This is a genomic window from Tsukamurella tyrosinosolvens (assembly GCF_900104775.1).
Classification (GTDB): domain Bacteria; phylum Actinomycetota; class Actinomycetes; order Mycobacteriales; family Mycobacteriaceae; genus Tsukamurella; species Tsukamurella tyrosinosolvens.
Genome location: NZ_FNSA01000003.1, coordinates 1,781,098 through 1,807,427, shown reverse-complemented (window position 1 = coordinate 1,807,427; position 26,330 = coordinate 1,781,098). Strand labels below are relative to the sequence as shown.

Sequence of the window (26,330 nt, the reverse complement as noted above, 5' to 3'; positions counted from 1 at the left end):
CCTATGCGGGCGGCGCAGTTCCTCGGAGCCGGTCCTCGATCAGGTTGCCCAACGCACGCTGTCCGGCCACCGTCGGGTGCAATCCGTTGGCCTCGGGCTCCTGCGCCTTGAGCTTGATCCCGCCCAGCCGCACGTACGGATCGGGGTCGCACGCGGTGCGGTTCATCGGGGGCTGGACGTACATGACCCGACGGTCCGCCGCCACCTCCCGGATGAGCCGGTCGAGGCTGCGGTACCAGGTGCGCCAGTGGTCGACGTTCTCCGGCGGGATCCCCGCCCGGTCGAGGCAGGCGAGGTCGGGCGGACCGTCGAGCGGGAACAGCGGGAGGTAGCCGACGAGGACGATCCGCACGTCGGGCGCTGCGGCCTTCTTGATGGCGTCGACGGTGGCGGCGTACTGCGCGCGCACGAAGTTCCAGCCCTGCGAGCCGGGCAGGTCCTGGGTGGCCGAGGCCGCGCAGCGGTCGTCGGGGTTGCCGAGGCAGTGCACGACGATGTTGCCGAAGCCCAGGGAGTTCGCGCCGACGATGACGGTGACGAGCCGGGTGTACGGCCCGACGCCGTACAGCTGCGGGGAGGTGTTGGGCTTCGGCGAGGGCTGGGTGAGGTCGTCGAGCGTGGCGCCCGAGCAGGCGCGGTCCGTGAAGGAGTAGGGCTGCAGCCGCTGCGCGAGGACGTGCCCGAGGTCGTCGCCGTTGCGGGCGCAGAGGTCCATCGGGCGCACCTTGGCGTGGGAGCCGGACGCGGCGTAGCTGTCGCCCATGGAGACGTACTGGGCCCCGCCGGGGAGGTCGGGGATGTAGCTCACGCCGTTGGTCTGATGGTGCTCGTAGCCGCTGCCCCCACCGATGGCCGTCGACGCCCCGACGGCGAGCACGAGGCACGCCACGAGGACGAATGCGATCGCACGCCGGATCCAGGACACCCCGGCGACACTACACAGGCGTGAATTCGCTCCTGCGACGCGCGAGGTACGCCGACGGCGAGTACCCGAGGAAGGCGCGCATGTCGCGGCTCAGGTGCGCCTGGTCGGCGTAGCCGGCGCGTGCGGCCACGTCGGCGGCACCCTCCCCCGCCTCGAGCGCACGGCGGGCGGCGTCGAAGCGCATGAGGCGGGCGGCCTGCTTGATCCCCATCCCGAACTCGGCGGTGAACTTCATCGCCAGGTACCGCGCCGACCACCCGGAGCGCTCGACCAGCTCGGCGACCGTGACCCGGCCCTGCCGGGCGGCGAGGTGGGCCCACGCCGCCGCGGCGTCGGGCTGCACCTCGCGGCCCGACGTCGCGTGGCGGGCCAGGACGGCGGCCGCCACGGCCTCGCGATCGCCGGCCGGCGCCGCCGCCACACGGCCGGACAGCTCGGCCGCGAGCCCCGGGTGCAGGGCGTCGAGTTCGACGGCCTCTCCCCCGAGCTCGGCCGCGGGGGCACCGGTGAGGGCCCGGACGAGGCTGGGCCGCACGTCCACCTGGACGCCGCGCTGCAGCCCGTCGTGGTGGACGAGGTACGGCTCGGGATGCATACCGGAGAGGCAGAGCCGGAAGGTGGTGCGGTCGGGCAGGCCCGGCCCCGTCAGGTCCAGGCCGTGGCCGAGGTCGATGATCATCGTGAGCGTCGGCGAGGGGACGGCGAGGTGGGTGCCCGGGACGACGCCACTGATGTCGTACGCGGCGGCCCGGGCGATTCCCGGCCCGGTCACCCCGCGTAGGTACCGAAACTCCACGTGTTGCCCTCCGGATCGGCGACGGAGAATCCCTTGGACCCATAGTCCTCCTCGCGCATCTCCCGCACCAGGCGGGCGCCGAGCTCCTGTGCGCGGGCGTAGACGGCGTCGGGATCGGTGACGACCACGTAGACGCTGCCGCTACCCCGCGGAGTCGAGAACGTGGCGTCCTGTTTGCAGGTGGAGTGGACCATGACGCGGCCGCCGTCGGGCCACAGCATCTCGGAGTGGACGACCTCGCCGTCGGCGTCGCCCTCGACGAGGATCCCCTCCTCGAAGCCGATCCGCCGCAGCCATTCCCGGGCGGCGAGGGCGTCTTCGTAGGTGAGTCCGGGCCAGATGTTCGTGTCGGTGCGTGTGCTGTTCATGCCTTCCAGACTGGCAGCGGACGGCACCGTCGGGCTTGAAGAAATCCGCACGCCCACCCCGCCCCGCAATTGAACACTGTTTCGGACAGCGAATCCGCAGGTCGCGGTGGACGGAAACGGTGTTCAATTCCGGGGCGGAGAGACGACGAGGCCCGCACCGACGGATCGGTGCGGGCCTCGTGCGTGAGGACGGAGGAGTTACTCCTGGCCGACCTCGAAGCGGGTGAAGGCGTTGACCTTCACGCCGGCCTCGTCCAGCACCTGCTGGACCGACTTCTTGTTGTCGGTCACGGACGGCTGGTCGGGGAGGACGGTGTCCTTGTAGTAGGCCACGGTCTTGCCCTCGACGATCTTCGACAGCGCCTGCTCCGGCTTGCCCTCGGCACGCGCGGTCTCCTCGGCGATGCGACGCTCGTTCTCGATGACGTCGGCCGGAACCTCGTCCCGGCTGGCGTACTTCGCCTTGAGCGCGGCGACCTGCATGCCGGCGCCGCGAGCGGCCTCGGCAGCGGCGTCGCCCTCACCCGAGAACGAGACCAGCACGCCCACGGCGGGCGGCAGGTCCGAGCTGCGCTTGTGCAGGTAGACGGCGACGGGGCCGTCGTAGCGCGCGATGCGACGCAGCACCAGCTTCTCGCCCAGCTTGGCCGACGCGGCCTCGATGCGCGACGCGACGGTCTCGCCCTCGAGCGGCAGCTCGAGCACGGCCTCGACGGTGGCGGCGTCCGACGCGGCAGCGGCAGCGACGATCGCGTCGGCGAGCTGCTGGAACTCCTCGTTCTTCGCGACGAAGTCCGTCTCGGAGTTGAGCTCGATGAGCACGCCGTCCTTGGCGGCCACGAGGCCCTCGGCGGTGGAACGACCGGCACGCTTGCCGACGTCCTTCGCGCCCTTGATGCGCAGCACCTCGACGGCCTTGTCGAAATCGCCGTCGGTCTCGGTGAGCGCGTTCTTGCAGTCCATCATCCCCGACCCGGTGAGGTCGCGGAGACGCTTGACGTCAGCGGCGGTGTAGTTCGCCATGTATGCGGCTCCTATCTAAGAAGGGAAGGTCGTGCGACCGGAAACGATCAGGCTTCCGGGGTCTCGGTGGCCGGAGCCTCGGTCGCGGGCGCCTCGGCGGCGGGGGTCGCGACGGTGGCGGACTCCAGCAGCTCCTGCTCCCACTCGGCGAGGGGCTCGCCGGCGCCGGCCTCGGGCTTGGCATCGCCGGTGGCGACGCCCGCGCGGGCCTGCACGCCCTCGGCCACGGCGGAGGCCACGACCTTGGTCAGCAGAGCGGCGGAGCGGATCGCGTCGTCGTTGCCCGGGATCGGGTAGTCGACGAGGTCGGGATCGCAGTTGGTGTCGAGGATCGCGATGACCGGGATACCCAGCTTGCGGGCCTCGCCCACGGCGATGTGCTCCTTGTTGGTGTCCACGACCCAGATGGCCGAGGGGACCTTGGCCATGTCGCGGATACCGCCGAGGGTCCGCTCGAGCTTGTTCTTCTCACGCGTGAGCATGAGGATTTCCTTCTTGGTGCGACCCTCGAAGCCACCGGTCTGCTCCATGGTCTCCAGCTCCTTCATGCGCTGAAGACGCTTGTGGACCGTCTGGAAGTTGGTGAGCATGCCGCCCAGCCAGCGCTGGTTCACGTAGGGCATGCCGACGCGGGTGGCCTCTTCGGCGATCGACTCCTGGGCCTGCTTCTTCGTGCCGACGAAGAGGACGGTGCCACCGTGGGCGACGGTCTCCTTGACGAACTCGTAGGCCTTGTCGATGTAGGTCAGCGTCTGCTGCAGATCGATGATGTAGATGCCGTTGCGGTCGGTGAAGATGAAACGCTTCATCTTCGGGTTCCACCGACGGGTCTGATGACCGAAGTGCGCGCCGCTGTCCAGCAGCTGCTTCATGGTGACGACAGCCATGATGCCTCTTTCGTAGTTGCAGTTGTACACGCCGCGACGACCCTCGTTCCCGCTGGTCAGCGGGCGAGAGCGGTGCGCGGTGTCCTGGTGTTCCGCCGCACTGCACTCCTTCGAGAAGGAGACCGCGCTGCACGGCACGCCCACTGGGCGCCTGGGGAACACGCGTAGTCACTCCGCCATAGGGACGGAGCGCAAGGGCAAGTGTACGCCCGCGGCGCCGACCTGCGAAATCGCCGGGACTCCGCAGGTCGACGGTGCCGCTCGCCGGCTAGGCGTCGACGGGGTCGGCGCGGCGCGAGGCCGCGCGCTCCTCCCAGAAGGTCGCATTGACGATGCCCAGCGGAGTCGGGTCGAACTGCGGGTCGATCCCCATCTTCTGCTGCCGCTCGAAGTCGCGCAGAGCCGTGAAGGCCGCGTTCTGCAGGACCAGGATGCCGATGATGTTGAGCCACGCCATGAGCCCGACGCCGAGGTCGCCCATCGCCCAGGCGTCCTTCGCGGTGGACACGGCGCCGATCGCCACGGAGGCCAGGATGAGGACCTGCAGCAGCATCGTGAGCACCCGTCCGAGCGCGGAGTTGAGCACCGGGATCACGACGACGGCGAAGCGCCCCATCAGGAACCGCAGGTTCGTCTCCGCCATGTAGTAGTAGGCGACGATCGTCGTGAAGCAGAAGAAGGCGAGCGAGATCGCGATGAAGCTGGCGCCGGAGCCGTTGAAGACGGTGTCGAAGCCCTGCTGCGCGTACGCCGGCCCGACCTCCGGGTCGCCGACGAGGGCGCCACCGTCAGCCAGCACGCGGCCGGACGCGGAGTCGCCCTCGAACACGCGGTAGGCGCCGGTGCTCAGGATGATGAATGCGGTGGCGGAGCAGACGAACAGCGTGTCGACGTACACCGCGAAGGCCTGCGCGAGCCCCTGCTTGGCCGGGTGACTGACCTCCGCGGCCGCCGCGGCGTGCGGGCCGGTGCCCTGCCCGGCCTCGTTGGAGTAGACGCCGCGCTTGACGCCCCACATGACGGCGGTCCCGACGAGCGCTCCGAAGCCGGCAGACAGATCGAAGGCCTCGCGGACGATTAGCTGGAAGACGCCGGGGATGGCGTCGGCGTTGAAGGCCATGATGATCAGGGCGGCCGCGATGTACAGGATCGCCATGAACGGTACGACCACCGAGGCGAAAGTGGCGATTCGCTTGACGCCACCGATGATGACGAATGCCAGCACGATGACAGTGCCGAGGGCGGCGACCCAGGGCTCGATCCCCCATGCGCCCTTCATGGCGACCGCCATCGAGTTCGCCTGCACCATCGGCATGAGCAGCCCGCAGGCGAGGACTGTGACTGCGGCGAAGAGCAGGCCGTAAACATTGCCGACGACGGCGTACTTCCCCTTTGCGAGGGCGCGACGGAAGTAGTAGGCGGGGCCGCCCCGGTATTCGCCGGTGAGGCGATCGCGCTCCTTGTAGATCTGGCCGAGGGTGCATTCGACATACGAGGTCGACGCGCCGAGGAATGCCATCACCCACATCCACAGCACCGCGCCCGGTCCGCCGAACGCGATCGCGGTGGCGACCCCGGCGATGTTGCCGGTGCCGACCCGCCCCGCCAGCGACATGGCGAGGGCCTGGAAGGAGCTCACGCCCGACGCGGATTTCTCGCCATGTATGAGTTGACCCACCATGGCGGGGATCTGGCGGACCTGCACGAACCGGGAGCGGATCGAGAAGTACACACCAACGCCGAGGCAGAGGTAGATGAGGGCGGGGCTCCAGATGTACTTGTCGTTCAGGGTCGCCAGCAGGTCAGACATGGGAGCAACCTTAAAGGCCGCCCCATCACGGCGGGGCGCATCGGCAATCACCGGTTACGAAGACGTAATCCGATCGCAAAACACGAGGAGCCCTTCACGGTGTGAAGAGGTCGTCCAGGTGTCGGTCGATCGCCGCGATCGCGTCCTCCGGAGTGATCACCCCGAGGTCGAGCAGCGGCGTCAGCCCGGTGATGGCGAGCAGGCGATCGGTCTCGGTCGACGGTGCACGGTCGGCGGCGATGCGCCCGTCCGCGATCGCGCGCGCGATGAGCTCCTCGACCTGCGCCCGCGCCTGCACCATGCCGTCCCGCGCGCGGACGCGCAGCTCGTCGTCGTGCAGGGCCTCGAGGACGTACGCCGCACTCATCCGGCTCGTCGCGCGGGCGTCGGGGTGCAGTGGGAGCATCTCCGTCAAGGTGATCCGCAGGAGGTCACGCGGATCCGGTTCCGGCCCGAGATCGGCCAGGCCGGCGGCGATGCGCTCCGCGGTCCGTTCGGCGGCGAAGTCCGTCGCGAACAGCAGCAGCTCCCGCCGGGAGGTGAAGTAGTGCTGCACCTGGCCGTGCGACATCCCGGCCTCCTTCGCCACCTCACGCAGGCTCAGCCGGAGGGCGCCCGAGGTGTCCACCACGCGCCACAGCGCGCGCGCGATCTCCTCCCGGCGTTGCCGGTGATCGACCTGTCTCGGCACGGCGATTCCTTCCGATCGTTCCCATACACTTGAAATAATACGCCTGGCTGATAACGTCGAAGGCGAGGACACGCCGAGACCGAAGGAGACCGACATGCACGAGCGCCCCAGGGTCACGACCGCGGAGGGCGTCGTCGAGGGCGAGTACCGCGGCGGCACCGCGACGTTCCGCGGCATCCCCTACGCACAGCCGCCCGTCGGGACGCTGCGGTTCGCCGCCCCGGCGCCGGTCCCCCGCTGGGACGGTGTCCGCCCCGCGATCGAATTCGGCCCCCCGCCTCCGCAATCCGGGCCCGGCCCGAAGGCCGAGGTGTCGGACGACGCGAACTGGCTCACCGTCGCGGTGTGCACCCCGGCCCCAGGACGGTCCGGACTGCCGGTCCTGGTGTGGATCTCCTGCGGCGGCTACATGGCCGGCACCGCGGCGGATCCCATGTTCGACCCCACCGCGCTCGCGACAGAAGGCCTCGTGGTCGTGACCGTCCAGTGCCGGATGGGCGCCGAGGGCTTCGCATTCCTGGAGGGCGCACCGTCGAACCGGGGCCTGCTCGACCAGATCGCCGCCCTCGAGTGGATCCAGCGCAACATCGCCGCGTTCGGCGGCGACCCGGACGCGGTCACCATCTCCGGCACGTCGGGCGGCGCGGGATCGGTCGCCGCGCTGCTCACGATCCCGGCGGCACGGCCGCTGTTCCGGCGGGCCATCACCCACTCCGTCCCCGGCCTGAACATCACCCCCGCCCTGGCGGCGGAGGTCACGGCCGCGCTCGCGGAGCGCCTCGGCATCGCGCCGACCGCGGCGGCGTTCGCGCAGGTCCCGCCGCAGCGCCTCGCCGAGGAAGTCACCGCGCTCTGCGCCGATTCCCCCGCGCACACGGAGCGGTGGGGGCGCCTCGCCCACCTCGGGATCGTCGTCTGCCCGATCATCGACGGGGATCTGCTGCCGCAGACCCCGTGGGAGGCGCTGGCCGACGGCAATGCCGCGGGCATCGACCTGCTCGCCGGGCACATGCGCGACGAGTTCCGGCTGTTCAGCATCATGATGGGCGTGCGCGGCGCCTTCACCGAGGACGACGCCGCCACGGCGCTCGAGGTGTTCGCGCCCGGCGATCCCGCCGAGTACCGCGCCGCGTACCCGGACGCGACGGCCGACGAGACGGTCGAGATCGTCTACTCCGACGCCACCTTCCGCATGCCGTCCGTGCTGCTCGCCGAGGCGAACGCCGCGGCCGGCGGGACCTCGTACCTGTTCGAGATGTGCTGGGAGTCCGAGGTCTACGGCGCCTGCCACAGCATCGACGTTCCGCTCGCCTTCGGCACCCTGGACTGCCCCACGGGCGTGATGTTCTTCGGCGAGGACGCGCCGGACGGTGCGCGTGCCGTGTCGGACGAGTTGCTCCGCACCTGGGTGCGGTTCTGCGCCACCGGAGATCCGGGCTGGCCCTGCTACGACGCCGAGCGTCGGAGCACCCGACTCCTCGACGCCCCGTCGACGACGTCGCCGTATCCCGAGGAGCGTTCGCGCCGCATCTGGCAGGGCCGCCCGCCGGCGCCGTTCGCCCCCGCCTGACCGGCCCGGGAGAGCAACCGATGCCCGGCCCCGTCCACGTCACCACCTGGCGACCCGCCGCCCCGGAGCGCCGGGCCGCGGTGCCCGCGATCTTCGCGCACGGCGTCTTCACCTGGGGCGATGATGCCGCCTATGGTTTCGCCGCGCAGCGGCCGCTCGCCGACGAGCGGCGCCTCCTCCTGGTGGACCGGCGCGGCTACGGCCGGTCGCCCGACACGGACCGGAGCGACTTCGACACGGACGCCGACGATCTCGTCGTCCTCCTCGACGCCTGCCCGGACGGCGCGCACCTCGTCGGGCACTCCAACGGCGGGCTCGCCGCGATGCTCGCCGCGGCGCGACGCCCAGGGGCCGTGCGGTCCCTGGCTCTGATCCAACCGTCCGCTCTGCGGGCCGCGGCGAACCACCCGGCGGTGCGCGACCTGCTCGCCCGCGTCGACGCCGCGCCCGGCGCGGGCCCGCCCGACTTGGATCCGGCCGAATTCCTGCGGCTGTCCACCGAGGGCGTGGGGATGGCGATGCCGGAACCGACTCCGGAACGGCTGCGCGCCGTCCGGACCTCGATGCGGGAGCGCCCGGTCTGGGAGGCGGACCCGCCGCTGGAGCCGCTGGCCGCCGCACCGTGGCCCGCGCTCGTGATCACGGGCACGTGGGCCGGGGCACCCGAGGCGTATCGCCGGTACGCCGGCGAGCCGCTGCTGGCCTGCGCGGACGCGGTGGCCGATCGGATCGGCGCCCGGCGCCTGCGAGTGCCCGGCTACTACCCGCACACGCAGCACCCCGCGGAGGTCAACGCGGCGCTGCGTGCGCTGTGGGGCGGTCAGGCCGCGACGGGCGCGGGCTCCGCGGACTCGTCGGCGTAGACGTCCTTGCGCGGCGCGTTGTAGGCGTCCTCGTCGAGGATGCCCTCCTGCTTGGCGACGATGGTCGGAACCAGCGCCTGGCCGGTCACGTTGAGCGCGGTGCGCCCCATGTCGACGATGGGCTCGACGGCCAGCAGCAGGCCGACGCCGGCCAGCGGCAACCCGAGGGTCGAGAGGGTCAGGGTCAGCATGACCGTCGCGCCGGTGGTGCCCGCGGTGGCGGCCGAGCCGATCACCGAGACGACCACGATGAGCAGATAGTCCGTGATGCCGAGCGGGACGTGGAAGAACTGCGCGACGAAGATCGCCGCGATCGCCGGGTAGATCGCCGCGCAGCCGTCCATCTTGGTGGTGGCGCCGAGCGGCACCGCGAACGAGGCGTACTCGCGCGGCACGCCGAGATTGCGCTCGGTGACCCGCTCGGTGACGGGCAGCGTGCCGATCGAGCTGCGGGAGACGAAGCCGAGCTGCGCGGCCGGCCAGACGCCGCTGAAGAACTGCTTCACCGAGAGGCCGTGCGCGCGGATGATCAGCGGGTACACGACGAGGCCGACGATCAGCAGGCCCAGGTAGATCGCGCCGGTGAACACGCCCAGGGAACCGATGGCGTCCCAGCCGTAGGTCGCGACGGCGGTGCCGATGAGCGCGGCGGTGCCGATCGGCGCGAGGCGGATGATCCACCACAGCACCTTCTGGATGATCGCGAGCAGAGACGCGTTGAGGGTGATGAAGGGCTCGGCCTTCTCCCCCACCTTGAGCGCGGCGATGCCGATCGCGGCGGCGACCACGAGCACTTGCAGCACGTTGAAGCTGAGCGAGACGGAACCGTCGGAGGCCTTGGCCTGCAGGCCGAGGAAGTTCGACGGGACCAGGCCCGTGATGAAGGCCCACCAGGAGCCGGTGCTCGACGGCGCCTTGCCCTCACCCGTGACCGTGGTGTGCGCCCCGGGCTGCAGCACCAGGCCGAGGACGATGCCGATGATCACCGAGATGAAGGCGGTGATCGCGAACCACAGCAGGGTCTTGCCCGCGAGGCGGGCGGCGTTGGTCACGTTGCGCAGGTTGGCGATCGACGCGATGACCGCGGTGAACACCAGCGGGACGACCGCCACCGTCAGCAGCTTGACGTAGCTCGACCCGATCGTCTTGAGCGTGCCGACCAGCCAGTTCACGTTGCCGTCGGCGGCGGGCGCCATGTTCCGGGCGATCAGCCCCAGCACCACACCGGCGACGAGGCCGACGATGATCTGGAAGCCGAAGTTCTTCAGCAGCGCGGGCACGCGCGACGGGGATTCCACAGAGGACATAACGGGCTGCAACGACGGCCGCCCGTCCGGTGTTCCCTTTCGTTCACGCTGAGCGAAAGGCTCGCACCACCACCCGGGCGGGCCGTACATTGCGCGCCGGCACGCTGAGCCCGGGCGCGAGGACCTCCGCGACGGTGCGGTCCTCGTCCTCGTTCGCCGTCGCGGTGACGTCGGAGGCCTCCATGACGGCCGGGTCGAAGGGCTCCCCCGCGCCGGGGGTCACGACGGTGCCGCCGCGCCCGACCAGCAGGCGCTCGACGCGCGCGGCGACGGCGGCGAAGGCCGCGCGCTCCCGCTCGGACTCCGCAGTGTCGGCACACGCGGTCACCTCGCCGAGGAGGGCGAACAACTCGACCACGAGCGGCAGGTCCGCACCGGCCCGGTCCCGCGCCTCGCGGGCCCGCTCCGCGTCCGCCAGCCGTTCGACGGTGCCGGCCTGGCGCGCCAGGATCCGGGCCAGGTCCTCGACCCGCTCCGCGAGCCGATCGTCGGCGGTTCCGGGCTCCGCCGGGGCGTCCTCTGGGCTCATGCTCGCCAACCCTAGCGCGCCCTCTGCGCTGCTAATATCCCCGCCATGGGGGTCTACGGAATCGACCTGGGCACGACCAATTCTGCGATCGCGCGCATCGGCGCGGACGGTCGCCCCGAGATCGTCCGCGGGCTCGGCGGGGAGGCGACGGTGCCCTCGGTGGTGCTGTTCGCGTCGGCGTACGACCACCTCGTGGGCGAGGGCGCGCGCCGGCAGGCCCGGCTCGATCCGGAGCACGTCTGCAGTCTGGTCAAGCGCCGGATGGGCGACTCGCAGTGGCGCTTCCGCGCGCACGGCGAGACCTGGTCGGCCCCCGCGGTCTCTGCGCTGATCCTCAAGAGCCTCGCGGGCGACGTCGAGTTCAGCGGCGGCGAGCCGGTGCGGCGCGCGGTCATCACCGTGCCCGCCTACTTCGGCGACGAGGAACGCCGCGCCACCATGCAGGCCGGCGCGTACGCGGGCTTCGACGTGGCCGGCGTGCTCTCCGAGCCCATCGCGGCTGCGCTGTCCTACGGTTTCGGCCGGCTCGACGGCGGCCTCGACCTCGGCAAGGGCGCGCCGCGCGAGACGGTGCTGGTCTACGACCTGGGCGGCGGCACCTTCGACGCCACCGTCATCGAGCTCGCCGACCGGCGGATCTCAGTACTCGGGGTGGAGGGCGACCACCAGCTCGGCGGCGCCGACTGGGACGAGCGGATCGCATTGCACCTGTCGCAGAGGTTCTGCGAGGCGAATCCGGACGCGGAGGACCCGCTCGACGATTCCGCGGGCTCGCAGTCGCTGGTCCTCGCGGCCGAGCAGGCCAAGCACGAGCTGACCGTCGCCGACCGCACCGACGTGGTGATCGCGCACGACGGTGCCCGCGCCGTCGTCACCCTGACCCGCGCGGAGCTGGAGGAGATGACGGCTCCGCTGCTGCGGCGCACCGTCGACCTGGCCCGGGACTGCCTGAAGACGGCCGAGAAGCGGGGCGTGCACCGGGTCGACCGGCTGCTGCTCGTCGGCGGGTCCTCGCGGATGCCGGCCGTGGCGCGGGCGCTGCGTGAGCAACTCGGACTCGAGGGCGAGCTGCACGACCCGGACCTCGCGGTGGCCCGCGGCGCCGCGCTGTACGGCGAGAAGCTGGAGATGGAGCGGCTCGTCGCGGCCGACCTCGTGACCCGCGGCCTGTTGCCCGACGGCGCTCCCCCGCTGCACGCGCAGGCGGCGGAACTGGAGAACTCGATCGCCCGGGTCGCGGCGTCCTTCCAGCAGCCCGTCTCGCTGGTGCGCCGGATGCTCGAGATCCAGGTCGACACCGTGATCTCCCGCGGCTTCGGCGTGCTCGCGGTGCACGACCACGGCGACCTCGGCGTCACCTGGCTCGTCGAACGCAACCAGACGCTGCCGGTCCGCGTGCGCCGCTCCTTCGGCACGATGCGCGAGGACCAGCAGCAGATCGAGGTCACCGTCGTCGAGCAGCAGGGCCAGGTCGCCTCGCAGCGCCTCGGCGACGCGAAGCTGTTGGTGGAGGGCACGATCCGCGACATCCCGCCCGGCTATCCCGCGGGGAGCGAGGTCCGGATCACCTTCGAGATGGGCTTCGACGGGGTCCTCCACGTGACGGCGCACCACGTCGACGCGGACCTGCCGCTCACCCTCTCCGCGCAGACCGGGGCGATGCTCTCGCAGGCCGATGTCGAGCGCGAGCTCGGCCAGGTGCAGCGCTCGCGGCGCCGCGACTGACCGGGACCGCCGATCATGACGCCGATGCCGCCCTTCGACCCCAACGACTACCGCAAACGGGTCCTCGCCGCGATCGCGAAGCGTGGCGGCCCCGACCTGGCCGACGCCTTCGAGCTGTACGACCTGCCCCTCGACGCCACCGGCCTCACCGACGCCGAGGTGGCGGCCCGGCTCGACGAGGTCTGGGGCTTCTGGCAGCGGCAGCGCGACCACCCGAAGTACCGCACGCTGGTCGCCCGCCTCGTCGACGAGCACGAGCAGCGCAGCGCGCCGCTGCGGTCGGCCACGAGCCGCGCGGCGGAGGCGGCCCGGGTCCGCGCCGAGCGCGACGAACGGGGCGCCGCCCGGTACGAGATCCTCGACACCGCCATCACGCGGCTCGTCGAGCGCTACGGCGGCGTGCCCGCCGAGAAGGTCGCCGGGCTCGAGGAGATCGGCGCGCTGGGCGGCCTCACCGCCGCCGAGGTCGCCGTCCGGCTACGGCGCCACCGGGTGCTCCCCGATGCCACCCCCGCGCCGGACGCCGTTCCCGGCGGCCTCACCGCACAGCGCCGGGCGCAGATCCGCGCGCTGCTCACCGAGTGGGGCGAGCTGTGCGGGGAGCGCGTGCCGACCCTGTTCGCCCTGCTCGGCCTGACGATCACCGACGCGCACGACGGGATGGAGATCCGGGGGCGGGCCGACGTCCTGCACCGTCGCGCCCGCGAGATGCGCCCCGGCCGCGGCCGCGCGGTGCTCGACGAGCTCGGCGTGCACGTGCGCGAGGTGCTCACCGTCGGCGGCCCGCTCGCCGACGCGTACGCCCGCGCCGTGGTCGCGGACGCGACGGAGGCGCTGCGCCCCAAGGTCCGCGCGGCGATCCTCATCGAGGACCGGCTCATCGGGCCAGACTACGAGTACCTCGCCGGCGAGGGCGAGCAACTGGGGCTCGACCGAGCCACCGCCGAGCGAGTGCTCGCCGAGCTGGCCGCCGAGTACGGCGGTGGGGTCGGCCACGCGCCACCCGCATCGACGCCCGCCCGGACCACCCCGCCGACGGCCACTCCGGCTCCGGCCGGCGGTCCGCGGGCGTGGGAGGCGCCGCTCAAGGGCGCCCGCGCGGCGCTGCGCCGCGGCCGCCCGGCCGAGGCGGCCCGCCTCGCCGCCGAGGCCCACGCGCTGGACGACGGAACGGCCGGCACTCAGCTCCGCACCGTCGCCGACGAGGCGCAGCGCGTGCTCGACGAGGCCGCAGCGCTCTGGCGGGAGGTCGCAGCGGCCCGCGCCGCAGGACGGTACGCCGATGCCTCCCGCGCGCTGGCCCAGCTGCAGCGCCGCGCGCTCGACGCTCCGCCGCCGCCCGGCCAGCCGACGCTGCAGGAGGCCATCGACGAGGCTCGCCGCGCGCAGGCGGGCCCCGGCACCGCGCCGCACGGCCCGACCTCGGCACCGCCCACGCCGGCCCCACCGCCGACCGCGGCGCCGGCGACGGCGCCCGCGCCGCCCACCGCCGTCACGGCCCAGCAGGCCGACGGTGCCGTGGTGATCACCTGGTCCTCGCCGCACCCGGCGGCCGACTACAAGGTCAGCCGGCAGCGGCCCGACGGTGGCTGGAGCGTCGTCGGGCGCACGCGCGACACACGACTCGAGGACGGCGGCGCACCCCGCCGCGCGGTGCCGGTCTACGCGGTCGTCGCCGTGGTCGGCGGCGTCCCGTCGGCCGAGGCCCGTTCCGACGCGCGGCCCGCCCCCGCTCCGACCCCGGCCCCGGCCCCGGCCCCGGCCGCCACGCCGCCACCGGCTCCGTCCACCCCGACGCCCGTCGCGCCGCGGCCGGCACCGTCGGCCCCCGGGCTCCCCGTGGACTTCCCTGCCATCACGAACGTGGCGTTCACCGACGGACGGGTCACCTTCGACTGGCCGCCCGAGGTGACGGAGGTGTACGTGACCTCCCGCGTCGGCGGCGCGCCGCGCTCGCCCGTGGACCCGACCGCCCGGTCGTGGAAGGTGACCAACACGCGGTACCAGATCGACGGCGGCGCAATCCTTCCCGCGGATCTTCCGCGCCCGGCGCATGTCGCCGTCGCGGCCTGCCGGCGGGGGCCCGACGGCACGCTGCTCCTCGCACCCGATTTCGCCCCGACGGCGCACCTGCTGTTGGATTGACGGGTGTCACGACCCCGCGCAGACTCCCGAGGAAACCTGCGGCTGGCCCTCATCCTGGGCTCGCTGTCGGCGTTCGGTCCCATCACGACCGACCTCTACCTCCCCGCCCTCCCCGCCGCCGCCGCGGACCTCGACGCCTCGCAGCCGGCGATCCAGGCGACGCTCACCGCCTGCCTGATCGGACTCGCCGTCGGGCAGATCTTCGTGGGGCCGCTGTCGGATTCGATCGGCCGGCGCCGCCCGATGGTCGTCGGGATGGCGCTGTTCATCGTCAGCTCGCTGCTGTGCGCCGTCGCCCCGTCGGTGTACCTGCTCGACGTCGCGCGGCTCCTCCAGGGGGCTGCGGGCGCGGCCGGGATCGTGCTGAGCCTCGCCATCGTCCGGGACCTGTTCGACGGCGTCGCCGCCGCCCGGATGATCGCCGCGCTCATGGCCGTCGGCGGCGTGGCCCCGATCGTCGCGCCGCTCGCGGGCGCGCAGCTGCTGCGGTTCATGGACTGGCGCGGCCTCTTCGTCGTGCTCGCCGTGCTCGGCGTGGCGCTGCTCGCGATCGCCGCCGCGAAGGTGCCGGAGACGCTCCCGCCGGCGGACCGTCGACCGGTGGGTTGGGGATCGGTGGCGAGCGGCTTCCTCTCGCTCGCCCGGGACCGGCGGTTCGTCGCGCTGACCCTGACGGGCGGCCTGGCCTTCGCGGCGATGTTCGCCTACATCTCCACCTCGGCGTTCGTCTTCCAGAGCCACTACGGCTACTCGGAGTCGCAGTTCAGCATCGTCTTCGCCGTCAACGCAGTGGGTCTGCTCGCCACCAATCTGATCGGCGGTCGGCTGGTGGGCCGCGTGCCTGTGGCATCGTTGGTCCGCATCGGCCTGGCCGGCATGGTGATCGGCTCGGTCGCGTCCCTGGCGTCCCTCGCGGCCGCGCAGCCGCCGCTGGTGATCGCCTCGCTGTTCGTCACGGTCTCGAGCCTCGGCCTCGTGATGCCGACGGTGGCGGCCCTCGCCCTCGACGATCACGGCGACCTCGCCGGGACCGCCTCCGCGGCACTGGGCGCGGCGCGCATGGTGCTCGGCGGCGTCGCGGCGCTGTTCGCCGGCATCGGCGGAAATCCGGTGGTCCTCGGCTCGGTGATGGTGCTGTGCGCGGTGGGCGCGGCGGCGTCCTTCGTGATCGCCAAGCGAACGCCAACCGCGAGCCGGTAACGTGGCCGTATGACCGATTCAGTCTCTCGAACCTACCGTTCACTGCCCGGAATCAGCACCCGCGCGTGGGAGCACCCCGCGGATCGGGCCGCGCTCGTCGCCCTGCGCAGTCTCAAGGGCTTCGACACCGTCCTCAAGGCGATCTCCGCGCTGCTGCGCGAGCGCCAGCATCGGCTCCTGTTCCTCGCGTCGGGAGTGCGCGCGGACGACCGTCAGTTCCGCGACCTGCACGAGATGCTCGTGGACTGCGCGCGCGTGCTGGACACGGATACCGTCCCCGAGCTGTACGTGGTGCAGAGCCCCACGGTGAACGCCCTGACCATCGGCATGGACAAGCCGTTCATCGTGATCAACACCGGCCTGCTCGAGCTGCTCGACGATGAGGAGAAGCGGTTCGTGATCGGCCACGAGCTCGGTCATGCCCTCTCCGGCCACGCCGTCTACCGCACGATGCTCATGCACCTCATGCGGCTCGCGGGCACGTTCGGCCTGATCCCCATCGGCGGCTGGGCGCTGCGCGCGCTCGTCGCGGCCCTCATGGAGTGGCAGCGCAAGTCCGAGCTGTCGGGCGACCGCGCCGGCCTGCTGTGCGTGCAGGACCCCGACGTCGCGATGCGTGTGCACATGAAGACCGCGGGCGGCACCCGCCTCGGCGAGATGGACACGCAGCGCTTCCTCGCCCAGGCCGCCGAGTACGAGCGCACGGGCGACCTGCGCGACGGTGTGCTCAAGTTGCTCAACCTCGAACTGCAGTCGCACCCGTTCTCCGTGTTGCGCGCCGCCGACCTGAACCGCTGGGTGGAGCGCGGCGATTACGGCCGCATCATCGGCGGCGAGTATCCGCAGCGCGCCGACGACGACAAGGCCAGCACGGCGGACGAGTTCAAGACCGCCGCGCGCACGTACAAGGACGGCTTCGACGCCTCCGCCGATCCGCTGATCACCACGCTGCGGGACTTCGGGGCCTCGGCCGTGAACACCGTGGGGCAGGGCGTGACCGACGTCGCGACCGGCGTCGGCCGCAAGATCGACGAGTGGCGCCGCAACTCGGCACGGAAGTACGACGAGGGCGAGTGAGCACTCCCCCGTCGCCGGGGCCGGACGACGCTCGCGAGCCGGCACCGCCGGACGATCGGGACCCGGGCGCCGATCCGGCTGCCACTCCTGCCCCGGAGGCGGTGCCGCTGAGCCGGCGGCCCGCCGTCCTGACGATGCTGGCGCTCATCGTGGTGTGCGTGGTCGGCAGCCTCGTGATGCGGTCGATGAACGGCTGGCTGAACCAGACCTCGGTGTTCTACGTCGGGCTGCCCGCGCTGCTCGCCGCCCTCCTGGTGCTCTCGCGGCCGTCGACGAGCGCCTACGGCATCGTGCTCAAGGGCACCACGCTGTTCTTGCTCATCGCCACGATCTTCGCCGGGGAGGGCGTCGTGTGCGTGCTGTTCGCCGCTCCCCTGGTTTACGCGGTGGCGCTTCTGGTCGCCGCCCTGGTCAACACCGTCCGCAAGGGCGGTCGCGGCGCGCGGGTGGTTGCCGCGGCCGCCCTACTGCTCGCCGTCGCGTCGACGGAGGGCGCGGTCCCGGCCCTCACGCTGCCCGCGGAGAACACCGTCACCGCCGAGCGGGTCGTGGCGGCCACCCCCGACCAGGTGCGGGCCGCCCTCGCGGCGCCGCTGCGCTTCGGCGAGCCGACGGGGGCGCTCGCCCTGGGCTTCCCGCGTCCGCTCGTCGACCACCCGGAGGGTCTCGCCCCGGGCGACGCGCGACACATCCTCTTCAGCGGCGCGCCGGAACGCGCCGCGCCCCTGCACGGGCACCACTGGGGCACGGCACCGTCGACCCTGACGCTGCGCGTGGCCGCGGCGGGCGACCGGTCGGTGGACTACGTCGCGGTGAAGGACGCCACCCCGATCGCGACGTGGCTCGCCTGGCGCGGTTCGACGGTGCGCTGGGAGCCGGTCGCGGGCGGCACCCGCGTCGTCTGGTCGCTCACCTTCGACCGGCGCCTCTCCCCCGCGGCGTACTGGACCCCGCTGGAGAGAGCGGTCGCCCAGCGCGCGGCGGACTACCTCATCGGCTCGCTCGCCCTCCCCGCCTGACGTGCCCGCCGACGTCCCGCTCGAGGTGCTGCGGCCCGCGGTCGCCCTCGTCCCGTGGCTCCTCGCCGGGGCGGCGGCCGTCACCACGGATCGGCCGCGCCGGTCCGGCGCCGCGCTCGCGGCGCTGTGGAACGCGGTGGCCCTCGTTGCGGTGAACGCGGTCGCGGTGCGCGCCGGCTGGTGGTCGTTCGGCACGGCCGACGCGCCGGTCGTGGGGTCGGTGTGGGCGGGCGTGCCGGTCGACGTCGTCCTCGGCTGGGCGGTGCTGTGGGGCGCGGTCCCCGTCCTGCTGGGCGCGTTGGTGCGTCCCGCGCTGACGGTGACGGTGCTCGTCGCCGCCGACCTGATCGCGATGGCCGCACTGGAGCCGCTCGTCGTGCTCGGGCCGGCATGGCTGTGGGGCGAGGCGGCGGCCGTCGCGGTCGCCCTGGTTCCGGGCCTCGTCCTGGGCGAGCTGACCGCGCGGCGACGTGCGATCCGGGTGCGGTCATGGCTGCAGACGCTCCTGTTCACGGCGATCCTGACGTGGTGCCTGCCGACCGTCGCGCTCGCCTTCGCCGGCCGCTCGTGGGGCGAGGCGCTCGCCGCCTGGTCGCGCCCGGTGCTGTCGCTGTGGATCCAGGGCGGCCTGCTCCTGGCGATCGTCGCGCAGCGGGCGGTGGCCGAGTTCGCCGAGAACGGCGGCACGCCCTTTCCCTGGGATCCGCCGCCGCGCCTGGTGCGGACGGGGCCGTACGCCTACCTCGCGAACCCGATGCAGGCGTGCGCCGCCGCGATCCTGCTCATCGAGGCGGCGGCGCTGCGCGAATGGCGGCTCGCCGCCGCAGCGCTGGTCGCGGTGGCCTTCGCCGCCGCCCTCGCCGCGCGGCACGAGGACGGCGAACTCGCCGGCCGGTTCGGTCCCGATTGGCGGGACTATCGGCGCACGGTGCCCACGTGGCGACCGCGACCCCGGCCCGTCGACGGCGGTGGGCCCGCCGAGTTGTGGGTCTCCGCGACCTGCGCTGTCTGCGCTCCGGTCGGAGCATGGTTCGCCGCCCGCGCGCCGGAGCAGTTGACGATCCGCGCCGCGGAGGAGCACCCTGCGGGCCTGCGCCGCGTCCGCTACGCGCGACCCGACGGCTCGGGCACGGCGTCGGGCCTCGCCGCGATCGGGCGCGCGCTCGAACACCTCGGGCTGGGCTGGGCGATCGTGGGGTGGATCCTCCGCGCCCCGGTCCTCGCGCCGGTACTCCAGGTGGCGGCCGACGCCCTCGGCGGCGGCCCCCGCCGCCTCCCCGGCTGAGTCGAGCGGCCGGTGTCAACCCCCTGTGGAAACGCCGAATCCCTCCACAGGCGGCCCCGTCCGGACCGATGCCCGACGGTGCCGTGCGGCATCGTCGGGATATGCGCACGGTCACCCGCTCGGCACTCGCCCTGGTCCTCGCCGTCCTCGCGGGCGCCGCGCCCGCCCGGGCGGCCGGGGACTACGACTGGCCGCTGGACCCCCGACCGGCCGTCGTGCGGCCCTTCGCGAACCCGGAGAAGCGGTGGCAGCCGGGGCACCGCGGCGCCGACCTCGCAGCCGCCCCGGGGCAGACGGTGTACGCCGCCGGCGCAGGCCGGGTGCACCACGTGGGCCGGGTGGACGACCGCGTCGTGGTGTCGGTGCAGCACCCGAACGGCCTGCTCACCACCTACGAGCCGCTCGACGAACCGGCCGTCCGCGAGGGCGACGAGGTCGGGACCGGCACGCCGCTGGGCCGCGTGGCGGCGGGACACGAGGGCTGCCCGGCGGTGGCGTGCCTGCACTGGGGCCTGCGGCGCGGCGCGGGGCATGCCGCCGAGTACTTCAATCCCCTGCTGCTCGTGGGCGCCGCGCCGGTCCGACTGCTGCCGGACGCCGGCCCGTCGGGGTGAATCCGCCGTGCCGTCGCGCGCCGACCGCCCGGGAATGCGACGATTCCCTCCGTGACGGACGCGAGCACGCCAGAATCGACCACGGACGACGCGAAGGCGGAACGGCTTCAGGAGGCACAGACGATCGCCTATCCCAGCGGCTCCACGCGGCGCTCCCGCACGGCCCCGCAGGACGATCCCACACTGGTGGTGCTGTTCGGCGCCACCGGCGACCTCTCGCGGCGCAAGCTCCTCTGCGGCCTCGGCTACCTGGCCGTCTCCGGCCTGGCCCCCGAACTGCGCGTCATCGGCACCAGCCTCGCCGACATGACCGACGACGAGTTCCGCGCCTTCGCCAAGAAGGCGATCGACGAGCTCGGCGCCCGCAAGCTGACCGCTGAGCAGTGGGAGCAGTTCGCGCCCAAGCTGTCCTACGTCAACACCTCGGCCGGTCCCGCGGCTCTCGCCGAGGCGGTCGCGACGAAGGAGCAGGAGCTCGCCGACGCCGACGCAGGAGGCGACCGCGAGCGCGTGCGCCGCCTGTACTACCTGAGCGTGCCGCCCAAGGCCGCGACCAAGGTGATCGCGACGTTGAACGAGGCGGGTCTGGTCGAGCGCTCGCGGGTGATCATGGAGAAGCCCTTCGGCGAGGATCTGGAGTCGGCGCTGGCCCTCAACGACGAGGTGCACAAGACCTTCAAGGAGAAGCAGATCTTCCGGATCGACCACTTCCTCGGCAAGGAGGCCGCGCAGAACATCCTGGCGTTCCGCTTCGCCAACGGTCTGTTCGAGCCGATCTGGAACCGCAACTTCATCGACCACGTGCAGATCGACATCCCCGAGTCACTGGGGCTCGACGCCCGCGCGGCGTTCTACGAGCCCACCGGCGCGTACAAGGACATGGTGGTCACGCACCTGTTCCAGGTCATGGCGTTCGTCGCGATGGAGCCGCCGACGGCGCTGGAGCCGCGCGCGATCTCGGAGGAGAAGAACAAGGTCTTCCGCTCGTTGGAGCCGATCCGGCCGGACGACGTGATCCGCGGCCAGTACGCGGGCTACCGGCAGGAGGACGGCGTCGACCCGGAGTCCGACACCGAGACCTTCATCGCGCTCAAGGCGCGGATCGACAACTGGCGCTGGGCCAGCGTGCCCTTCTACCTGCGCACCGGCAAGAAGCTGGCGCAGGGCATGCGGATCATCTCGATCGCCTTCAAGGAGGCGCCGAAGTCGATGTTCCCGGCCGGCTCGGGCATCGGCCAGCAGGGCCCGGACCACCTGACGTTCGACCTCGCCGACGAGTCCAAGGTGTCGCTGTCGTTCTACGGCAAGCGCCCCGGACCGGGCATGCGACTGTCGAAGCTGTCGATGCAGTTCTCCACGGAGGACACCGAGCAGGCCGACGACGTGCTGGAGGCGTACGAGCGCCTCATCCTCGACGCGATCAACGGCGACCACACGCTGTTCACCACGGCCGAGGGCATCGAATCGCTGTGGGAACGCTCGATCCCGTTGCTCGACGATCCGCCGCCGGTGCGCTCGTACGAGCCGGGCTCGTGGGGCCCGAACTCGATCCACCAGCTGATCGCCCCGAACGCCTGGCGCCTGCCCTTCGAGCGCAGCTGGCGCGACTGAGGGCTACGCGCGCGGGTGCGCCTGCTCGTGGGCGGCCCGCAGCCGCGCGACGGAGACGTGCGTGTACAGCTGCGTCGTCGCCAGCGACGAGTGGCCGAGAAGCTCCTGCACGACGCGCAGGTCCGCGCCACCGTCGAGCAGGTGGGTGGCGGCGGTGTGCCGGAGTCCGTGCGGCGCGACCTCACGCCCGCCCGGCACCGAGCCGGTGACCTGGTGCACGACGGTGCGCGCCTGCCGCGGGTCGAGCCGTCCTCCGCGCGCCCCGAGGAACAGGGCATCGCCGGAGCGGTCGCCGGCCAGCGCGGGCCGTGCCTCGTCGAGCCACCGCCGCAGGGCCGCGGCGGCAGGGGCGCCGAAGGGCACCGTCCGCTCCTTGTTCCCCTTACCGATCACGGTGAGGACGCGCCGGCCGTGGTCGACGGATCCGAGGTCGAGGCCGCACAGCTCGCTCACGCGGATCCCCGTGGCGTAGAGCAGCTCGGCGATCGCGAGGTCGCGGACCGCGATCGGATCGCCCTCCGCCGCACCGGAGGCGGCGTTGCGCAGCGCCTGCCCGGCATCGTCGGACGAGAGGACCGTGGGCAGCGTGCGGTGCGCGCGCGGCGCCTTGAGCCGGACGCCGGGGTCGGCGTCGAGGTGGCCCCGTCGGGCGGCCCACGCCGTGTACGTGCGGGCCGACGATGCCTGTCGCGCGAGGGTGGTCCGGGCGGCGCCGGACGCGGCCCGCTCCCCCAACCACGCGCGCAGCGTCGCCAGGTCCAGACGGTCCGCCGCGACCCCGCGGTCCGCGGCGAACGCGAGGAGCGCGGTGAGGTCGGCGAGGTACGCGCGCACGGTGTGCTCGCTGCGGCCGCGCTCGAGCCGCAGGTACGTCTCGTACTCCGCCAGCGCCTCGCTCATACCCCTACCCTAGCCCCGAATTGAACACCGTTTCGGACCGGAAAGCCGCAGGTCGCGATGAACAGGAACGGTGTTCAATCGGGAAGCGGGGTGTGCGCGGTCTCGCGGCAGCGGAAAACCACGGGCAGCGCGACGAGGTGCAGCACCACGAGGTAGATCGGGAAGGCCAGGTCGAGGCCGCGCTCGTGCAGCGCCGTGCCGATGGCGGGGACGGTGCCGCCGAAGATCGCGGTCGCGAGCGAGAACGCGGTGCCGGTGGCCAGCACGCGGATCCGAGCCGGGAACATCTCGGCGAGGGCCGTGCCGAGGCTCGCCATCATGAGCGCGGTGATCCCCATGCCCGCGCACTGCACGGCCAGCACCGTGAGGAAAACGTCGGAGAGGGCGAGGAACAGCGGGATCGTCGCCACGGCGCCGGCGATCAAGAACGCGGACATCATCGGCTTGCGGCCGATCCGGTCCGAGAGCAGGCCGAGCGGGATCTGAACGAGCCCGTAGACGACGAAGGCGATCGCCGAGATGGTCACGGCGCTCTGCTTGTTCAATCCCTCGGTGAGGATCGCCCAGGTGGGCACGAACGTGCTCCACGCGTAGAACACGGCGGCGGTGGTCGAGGTGAGGACGAAGGCCCGCGCGAAATCGGTGCGGTGGGCGGAGAGGATCTCGCGGTACGGGTTCGCGCGGGCGGGCGCACCGGCATCGACCAGGGTCTCCGCGGCGCTGCGCCGGATCCACCAGGCGACCACCGCGAGGACGGCGCCGAGGAGGAACGGGACCCGCCACGCCCAGTCCGCCATCGCGTCCGCGCCGACGGTCCCGACCAGGAGCGTGATGGCCAGCAGGCACAGCACCTTTCCGAGGCTGGACCCCACGTTGACGATGCTCCCGTAGGCGCCGCGGCGGCCCGCGGGGGCGGATTCGACGAGGAAGGCGGTGGCGGTGGAGAGCTCGCCGCCGGTCGAGAGCCCCTGGATCAGCCGCGCCACCACGAGGATGACGGGCGCGAGGATACCCACCTGCGCGTAGGTGGGCGCGACGCCGATGAGGAGGCTGCCCAGCCCCATCATCGCGACGCCGACGGCCAGCGTGGGCTTGCGCCCGTACCGGTCGGCCATCCTGCCCATGAGGATGCCGCCGACCGGCCGCGCGAGGAAGCCGACCGCGAACACCGTGAAGGTCGCGAGCAGGGGCACCACCGATTCGGCGTCGCCCGGGAAGAACTGGCGCGAGAAGTAGATCGCGAGGAACGAGTACGCGCTCCAGTCGAAGTACTCGACGAGGTGCCCCACCGACCCGGTGAGGACCTGCGTGCGCCGGTTCGGTCCCGTCGCGGGCGACGTGACCGCACCCGTCTCAGTCACGGTGCTGCAGCCGGCGGCTGAGCCAGTTGCCGAAGAACTGCGCGATCTGCACCACCACGATGAGCACCACGATCACCACCAGCGTGAGCTGCCAGTTGTTCTGCTGGTAGCCGTACTGGCGCGCGAAGTCGCCAAGGCCGCCGCCGCCGACGTAGCCGGCCATGGCCGACATGTCGACCACCGCGACGAACATGAACGTGTAGCCCAGGGTGAGCGGCGCGAGGCCCTCCGGGATCACGACGGTCGCGAGCGTGCGGACCTTGCTCGCCCCCATCGACCGTGCGGCCTCGACCACGCCCGGATCGACGGTCACGAGGTTCTGCTCGACGACGCGGCCGATCACGAAGGTCGCCATCACCGTCATCGCGAAGGCCGCGGCCTCCACGCCGATCCGGGTGCCGATCACCTCCTTGGTGATCGGCGCGATCGCCGTGATGAAGATGATGAACGGGATGGGCCGGATGATGTTGACCAGCACGTTGAGCACGGAGAACACGGCCCGGTTCGCGAGCAGGTTGCCCGGCCGGGTGGCGTAGAGCAGGGTGCCGTAGACGAGTCCCAGCAGGCCGCCGACGATCATCGTGATGCCGACGAGACGGACGGTCTCGCCGATGGCGTCGAGGAAGACGTCCTGCGTGCCGGGCGGGAAGACGTCGTCCAGGAAGGTCGGGTAGGTCATCGGGCGATCTCCTGACCGGTCTGCGGGTCCTTGACGTGCGCGAGGGATCCGAGTTGGGCGACAGCCGCCGCGACCGCGGCCTCGTCGCCGGTCACCGAGTAGGTCAGCGAGCCGAACGGGCGGCCGCCGACCTCGGCGACGCCGCCGTAGAGGACGCGGGCGCCGGTGCCGTGCGCGGCGAAGACCTCCGCCGCGTCGAGGGCGTCGGGCTCGTCCCGCACATCGACGGTGACGACGGTGCCGGGCCGGGCCGCGTGCAGGCGCCGCAGGGTCTCCGGGGTCACGTCGTCGCCGACGGCCGCGTGGATGAGCGACGTGGTGGCGGGCGAGGTGGGCGCGGCGAAGACGTCGTACACCGGCCCGTAGTCGACGAGCTTGCCGTGATCGAGCACCGCGACGGTGTCGCAGATCCGCCGGATCACGTCCATCTCGTGGGTGATCACCACGATGGTGGTGCCGAACTCGCGGTTGACCCGCAGCAGCAGGTCGAGGACCTCGCTGGTGGTGCCGGGGTCGAGCGCGCTGGTGGCCTCGTCCGCGAGCAGGATCTTCGGGTTGCGGGCCAACGCGCGGGCGATGCCGACGCGCTGGCTCTGTCCGCCCGAGAGCTTGTTCGGGTACTGCTTCGCCTTGTCGCCGATGCCGACGAAGTCGAGCAGTTCGGCGACGCGCGTACGCCGCTCGGCCTTCGACAGGTCCCCGAGGGTCAGCGGGTACTCGACGTTCCCGGCGACCGTGCGCGAGTTCATGAGGTTGAACCGCTGGAAGATCATGCCCACCTGGGCGCGCAGCTTCTGCAGGTCCCGCTCGCCGAGCGTGCCCACCACGGTGTCGAGCACGCGCACCTCGCCGGACGTGGTCGACTCGAGGCCGTTGATGGTGCGGATCAGCGTGGACTTGCCGGCGCCGGACTGGCCGATCACGCCGGTGATCGATCCCTCGGGGATCGCGAAGCTGACCCCGTCGAGCGCCGTGGTCGTGCCGAAATCCCGGGTGGCGTCGCGGAACTCGATCGCCACCCGGGTGTCGGTCGCGCTACTCACTTGCCGCGGGCCTTGACCTGCTCCTGCAGCTTGACCGTGATCTGCTGCAGCTCGTTCGCGGGCTTCTGGATGAGGATGAACGTGTCGCCCTTGTCCTTGCGCAGCGCCTCGACGACCTTCTGATCCTGGTACAGCTTGGCCAGCTGCAGGTACTTCGGGTTGTCCTTGTCGGCCTCGCGGACGACGAAGGCGTTTATGTACGGCTCCGACGCCGGGTTCGCCGGGTCGTCCTTCGCGATGATGAGGTCCTTGCCGAGCTTGGCGTTCTCGGCCGGATCGTTGTTGACCACGGCGCCGTCGACGCTGTCGAGGCTCAGGGCGGTCTGGTTGGCGTCGACCGTCTTGACGGTGACCTTCGACGCGGCGGTGTCGATGTCGGCCGGCGTGACGAACGGGTTCTGCTCGACCTTGAACTTCACCAGGCCCGCCGAGTACAGCACCAGCAGGGCGCGGGAGAGGTTGGTCGGGTCGTCGGGCACGACGATGGTGCCGCCCTGCGGGATGTCGGCCACCGACTTGTGCTTCTTCGAGTACAGCGGCAGTGGGTAGATCGCGGTCGCGCCGATCGGCACCAGCTTGGTGTTGTTCTTGGCGTTGTAATCGGCCAGGAACAGCAGGTGCTGGTACTCGTTGATGTTCAGGTCGCCGTCGTTGAGCGCGGCGTTGGGCTGCTTGTAGTCGCTGAAGTTCTTCAGCTCCACGTCGATGCCCTGGTCCTTCGCGAGCCCCTTGTACACCTGCCAGAACGCCTGGGCACCGTCGGTCACGCCGATGGTGACGGCGTCACTGCTCGAGCTCGAGCCGCACGCGGCGACACCCGAGGCGAGGGCGATGGGCACGACCAGGGCGAGCGCGAAACGCTTCATCTTCACGGCTATTGTTCTCCAACTCGACGGCACCGG

24 protein-coding genes are annotated in these 26,330 nt (G+C 72.1%); 10 read left to right on the top strand and 14 right to left on the bottom strand.

Features of this window, described 5'->3' with window-relative positions:
• Position 1 precedes the first annotated feature (1 nt).
• The 7 genes from BLW32_RS10165 to BLW32_RS10135 form a co-directional block, all read right to left on the bottom strand.
• Positions 2-925 (bottom strand): SGNH/GDSL hydrolase family protein, encoded by a 924-nt coding sequence (locus BLW32_RS10165; RefSeq protein ID WP_068742234.1) that lies wholly within the window; start codon positions 923-925, stop codon positions 2-4.
• Between the two features lie 10 nt (positions 926-935).
• Positions 936-1,697, bottom strand: coding sequence for a helix-turn-helix domain-containing protein (locus BLW32_RS10160; protein WP_231857395.1), 762 nt, complete (start codon positions 1,695-1,697; stop codon positions 936-938).
• Entirely contained in the window at positions 1,694-2,089 is a 396-nt protein-coding gene (locus BLW32_RS10155) for a VOC family protein (RefSeq protein WP_068742236.1), read from the bottom strand. The genes BLW32_RS10160 and BLW32_RS10155 overlap by 4 nt, the downstream gene beginning before the upstream one ends.
• A gap of 198 nt (positions 2,090-2,287) precedes the next feature.
• The gene (gene tsf, locus BLW32_RS10150; protein WP_068524920.1) at positions 2,288-3,112 is read right to left on the bottom strand and encodes a translation elongation factor Ts; all 825 of its coding nucleotides are present in this window, start codon (positions 3,110-3,112) and stop codon (positions 2,288-2,290) included.
• Between the two features lie 47 nt (positions 3,113-3,159).
• On the bottom strand, positions 3,160-3,999 hold the full coding sequence (gene rpsB, locus BLW32_RS10145; protein WP_068524919.1) for a 30S ribosomal protein S2: 840 nt from the start codon (positions 3,997-3,999) through the stop codon (positions 3,160-3,162).
• Positions 4,000-4,267: 268 nt separating this feature from the next.
• On the bottom strand, positions 4,268-5,809 hold the full coding sequence (locus BLW32_RS10140; protein WP_068742237.1) for an alanine/glycine:cation symporter family protein: 1,542 nt from the start codon (positions 5,807-5,809) through the stop codon (positions 4,268-4,270).
• Positions 5,810-5,903: 94 nt separating this feature from the next.
• Positions 5,904-6,500, bottom strand: a complete 597-nt coding sequence (locus BLW32_RS10135) for a TetR/AcrR family transcriptional regulator (protein WP_068742238.1) — start codon at positions 6,498-6,500, stop codon at positions 5,904-5,906.
• Between the two features lie 94 nt (positions 6,501-6,594).
• Here BLW32_RS10135 and BLW32_RS10130 point away from each other — a divergent pair, with 94 nt between their 5' ends.
• The gene (locus tag BLW32_RS10130; RefSeq protein ID WP_068742239.1) at positions 6,595-8,070 is read left to right on the top strand and encodes a carboxylesterase/lipase family protein; all 1,476 of its coding nucleotides are present in this window, start codon (positions 6,595-6,597) and stop codon (positions 8,068-8,070) included.
• Between the two features lie 20 nt (positions 8,071-8,090).
• Positions 8,091-8,933 (top strand): alpha/beta fold hydrolase, encoded by an 843-nt coding sequence (locus BLW32_RS10125; RefSeq protein ID WP_068742240.1) that lies wholly within the window; start codon positions 8,091-8,093, stop codon positions 8,931-8,933.
• On the opposite strand, the gene BLW32_RS10120 is transcribed toward BLW32_RS10125, so the two are convergent.
• Together BLW32_RS10120 and grpE are read right to left on the bottom strand one after the other, a co-directional pair.
• Complete coding sequence (locus BLW32_RS10120) at positions 8,891-10,240, bottom strand: dicarboxylate/amino acid:cation symporter (RefSeq protein WP_068742241.1); 1,350 nt, start codon at positions 10,238-10,240, stop codon at positions 8,891-8,893. The two genes, BLW32_RS10125 and BLW32_RS10120, sit on opposite strands and share 43 nt — an antisense overlap.
• Positions 10,241-10,283: 43 nt before the next feature.
• Positions 10,284-10,769, bottom strand: a complete 486-nt coding sequence (grpE, locus tag BLW32_RS10115) for a nucleotide exchange factor GrpE (RefSeq protein WP_068742242.1) — start codon at positions 10,767-10,769, stop codon at positions 10,284-10,286.
• 45 nt (positions 10,770-10,814) lie between these two features.
• Between grpE and BLW32_RS10110 the strand changes: the two genes are divergently transcribed.
• From BLW32_RS10110 to zwf, 8 genes are all read left to right on the top strand, one after another.
• Positions 10,815-12,494, top strand: a complete 1,680-nt coding sequence (locus tag BLW32_RS10110; protein ID WP_068742243.1) for an Hsp70 family protein — start codon at positions 10,815-10,817, stop codon at positions 12,492-12,494.
• A gap of 24 nt (positions 12,495-12,518) precedes the next feature.
• A complete protein-coding gene (locus BLW32_RS10105) occupies positions 12,519-14,639 on the top strand; it encodes a SaeA-related protein (protein ID WP_068742244.1) in 2,121 nt (706 codons plus the stop codon).
• A 3-nt stretch (positions 14,640-14,642) separates the two neighbouring features.
• Positions 14,643-15,839 carry a multidrug effflux MFS transporter gene (locus tag BLW32_RS10100; protein WP_068742245.1) on the top strand — a complete coding sequence of 399 codons (1,197 nt, stop codon included), beginning with the start codon at positions 14,643-14,645 and terminating at the stop codon, positions 15,837-15,839.
• Between the two features lie 9 nt (positions 15,840-15,848).
• Entirely contained in the window at positions 15,849-16,916 is a 1,068-nt protein-coding gene (locus BLW32_RS10095; RefSeq protein WP_068742246.1) for a M48 family metallopeptidase, read from the top strand.
• Complete coding sequence (locus BLW32_RS10090) at positions 16,913-17,935, top strand: hypothetical protein (protein ID WP_139286124.1); 1,023 nt, start codon at positions 16,913-16,915, stop codon at positions 17,933-17,935. The genes BLW32_RS10095 and BLW32_RS10090 overlap by 4 nt, the downstream gene beginning before the upstream one ends.
• Position 17,936: 1 nt before the next feature.
• On the top strand, positions 17,937-19,220 hold the full coding sequence (locus BLW32_RS10085) for a methyltransferase (RefSeq protein WP_068742248.1): 1,284 nt from the start codon (positions 17,937-17,939) through the stop codon (positions 19,218-19,220).
• Between the two features lie 101 nt (positions 19,221-19,321).
• Complete coding sequence (locus BLW32_RS10080) at positions 19,322-19,834, top strand: M23 family metallopeptidase (RefSeq protein WP_068742249.1); 513 nt, start codon at positions 19,322-19,324, stop codon at positions 19,832-19,834.
• A gap of 51 nt (positions 19,835-19,885) precedes the next feature.
• Positions 19,886-21,445 (top strand): glucose-6-phosphate dehydrogenase, encoded by a 1,560-nt coding sequence (gene zwf, locus BLW32_RS10075; protein WP_082791472.1) that lies wholly within the window; start codon positions 19,886-19,888, stop codon positions 21,443-21,445.
• Between the two features lie 3 nt (positions 21,446-21,448).
• Here zwf and BLW32_RS10070 read toward each other — a convergent pair whose 3' ends face one another.
• The 5 genes from BLW32_RS10070 to BLW32_RS10050 all read right to left on the bottom strand — a co-directional run bounded on the left by BLW32_RS10070 (position 21,449) and on the right by BLW32_RS10050 (position 26,294).
• The gene (locus tag BLW32_RS10070; RefSeq protein WP_068742250.1) at positions 21,449-22,345 is read right to left on the bottom strand and encodes a tyrosine recombinase XerC; all 897 of its coding nucleotides are present in this window, start codon (positions 22,343-22,345) and stop codon (positions 21,449-21,451) included.
• Between the two features lie 74 nt (positions 22,346-22,419).
• Positions 22,420-23,706, bottom strand: coding sequence for an MFS transporter (locus tag BLW32_RS10065; RefSeq protein ID WP_074850492.1), 1,287 nt, complete (start codon positions 23,704-23,706; stop codon positions 22,420-22,422).
• Complete coding sequence (locus tag BLW32_RS10060) at positions 23,699-24,385, bottom strand: methionine ABC transporter permease (RefSeq protein ID WP_068524905.1); 687 nt, start codon at positions 24,383-24,385, stop codon at positions 23,699-23,701. The genes BLW32_RS10065 and BLW32_RS10060 overlap by 8 nt, the downstream gene beginning before the upstream one ends.
• The gene (locus BLW32_RS10055) at positions 24,382-25,428 is read right to left on the bottom strand and encodes a methionine ABC transporter ATP-binding protein (RefSeq protein WP_068742252.1); all 1,047 of its coding nucleotides are present in this window, start codon (positions 25,426-25,428) and stop codon (positions 24,382-24,384) included. Before BLW32_RS10055 ends, BLW32_RS10060 begins: the two co-directional genes overlap by 4 nt.
• Positions 25,425-26,294 carry a MetQ/NlpA family ABC transporter substrate-binding protein gene (locus BLW32_RS10050; protein ID WP_068525852.1) on the bottom strand — a complete coding sequence of 290 codons (870 nt, stop codon included), beginning with the start codon at positions 26,292-26,294 and terminating at the stop codon, positions 25,425-25,427. Before BLW32_RS10050 ends, BLW32_RS10055 begins: the two co-directional genes overlap by 4 nt.
• Positions 26,295-26,330: the final 36 nt, after the last annotated feature.

Bases quoted from the DNA above. Each gene is read 5' to 3' on its own strand.
- BLW32_RS10155 (WP_068742236.1), bottom strand. From the start codon at position 2,089: ATGAACAGCACACGCACCGACACGAACATCTGGCCCGGACTCACCTAC.
- tsf (WP_068524920.1), bottom strand. From the start codon at position 3,112: ATGGCGAACTACACCGCCGCTGACGTCAAGCGTCTCCGCGACCTCACC.
- rpsB (WP_068524919.1), bottom strand. From the start codon at position 3,999: ATGGCTGTCGTCACCATGAAGCAGCTGCTGGACAGCGGCGCGCACTTC.
- BLW32_RS10140 (WP_068742237.1), bottom strand. From the start codon at position 5,809: ATGTCTGACCTGCTGGCGACCCTGAACGACAAGTACATCTGGAGCCCC.
- BLW32_RS10130 (WP_068742239.1), top strand. From the start codon at position 6,595: ATGCACGAGCGCCCCAGGGTCACGACCGCGGAGGGCGTCGTCGAGGGC.
- BLW32_RS10125 (WP_068742240.1), top strand. From the start codon at position 8,091: ATGCCCGGCCCCGTCCACGTCACCACCTGGCGACCCGCCGCCCCGGAG.
- BLW32_RS10120 (WP_068742241.1), bottom strand. From the start codon at position 10,240: ATGTCCTCTGTGGAATCCCCGTCGCGCGTGCCCGCGCTGCTGAAGAAC.
- grpE (WP_068742242.1), bottom strand. From the start codon at position 10,769: ATGAGCCCAGAGGACGCCCCGGCGGAGCCCGGAACCGCCGACGATCGG.
- BLW32_RS10110 (WP_068742243.1), top strand. From the start codon at position 10,815: ATGGGGGTCTACGGAATCGACCTGGGCACGACCAATTCTGCGATCGCG.
- BLW32_RS10105 (WP_068742244.1), top strand. From the start codon at position 12,519: ATGCCGCCCTTCGACCCCAACGACTACCGCAAACGGGTCCTCGCCGCG.
- BLW32_RS10095 (WP_068742246.1), top strand. From the start codon at position 15,849: ATGACCGATTCAGTCTCTCGAACCTACCGTTCACTGCCCGGAATCAGC.
- BLW32_RS10080 (WP_068742249.1), top strand. From the start codon at position 19,322: ATGCGCACGGTCACCCGCTCGGCACTCGCCCTGGTCCTCGCCGTCCTC.
- BLW32_RS10070 (WP_068742250.1), bottom strand. From the start codon at position 22,345: ATGAGCGAGGCGCTGGCGGAGTACGAGACGTACCTGCGGCTCGAGCGC.
- BLW32_RS10060 (WP_068524905.1), bottom strand. From the start codon at position 24,385: ATGACCTACCCGACCTTCCTGGACGACGTCTTCCCGCCCGGCACGCAG.
- BLW32_RS10050 (WP_068525852.1), bottom strand. From the start codon at position 26,294: ATGAAGCGTTTCGCGCTCGCCCTGGTCGTGCCCATCGCCCTCGCCTCG.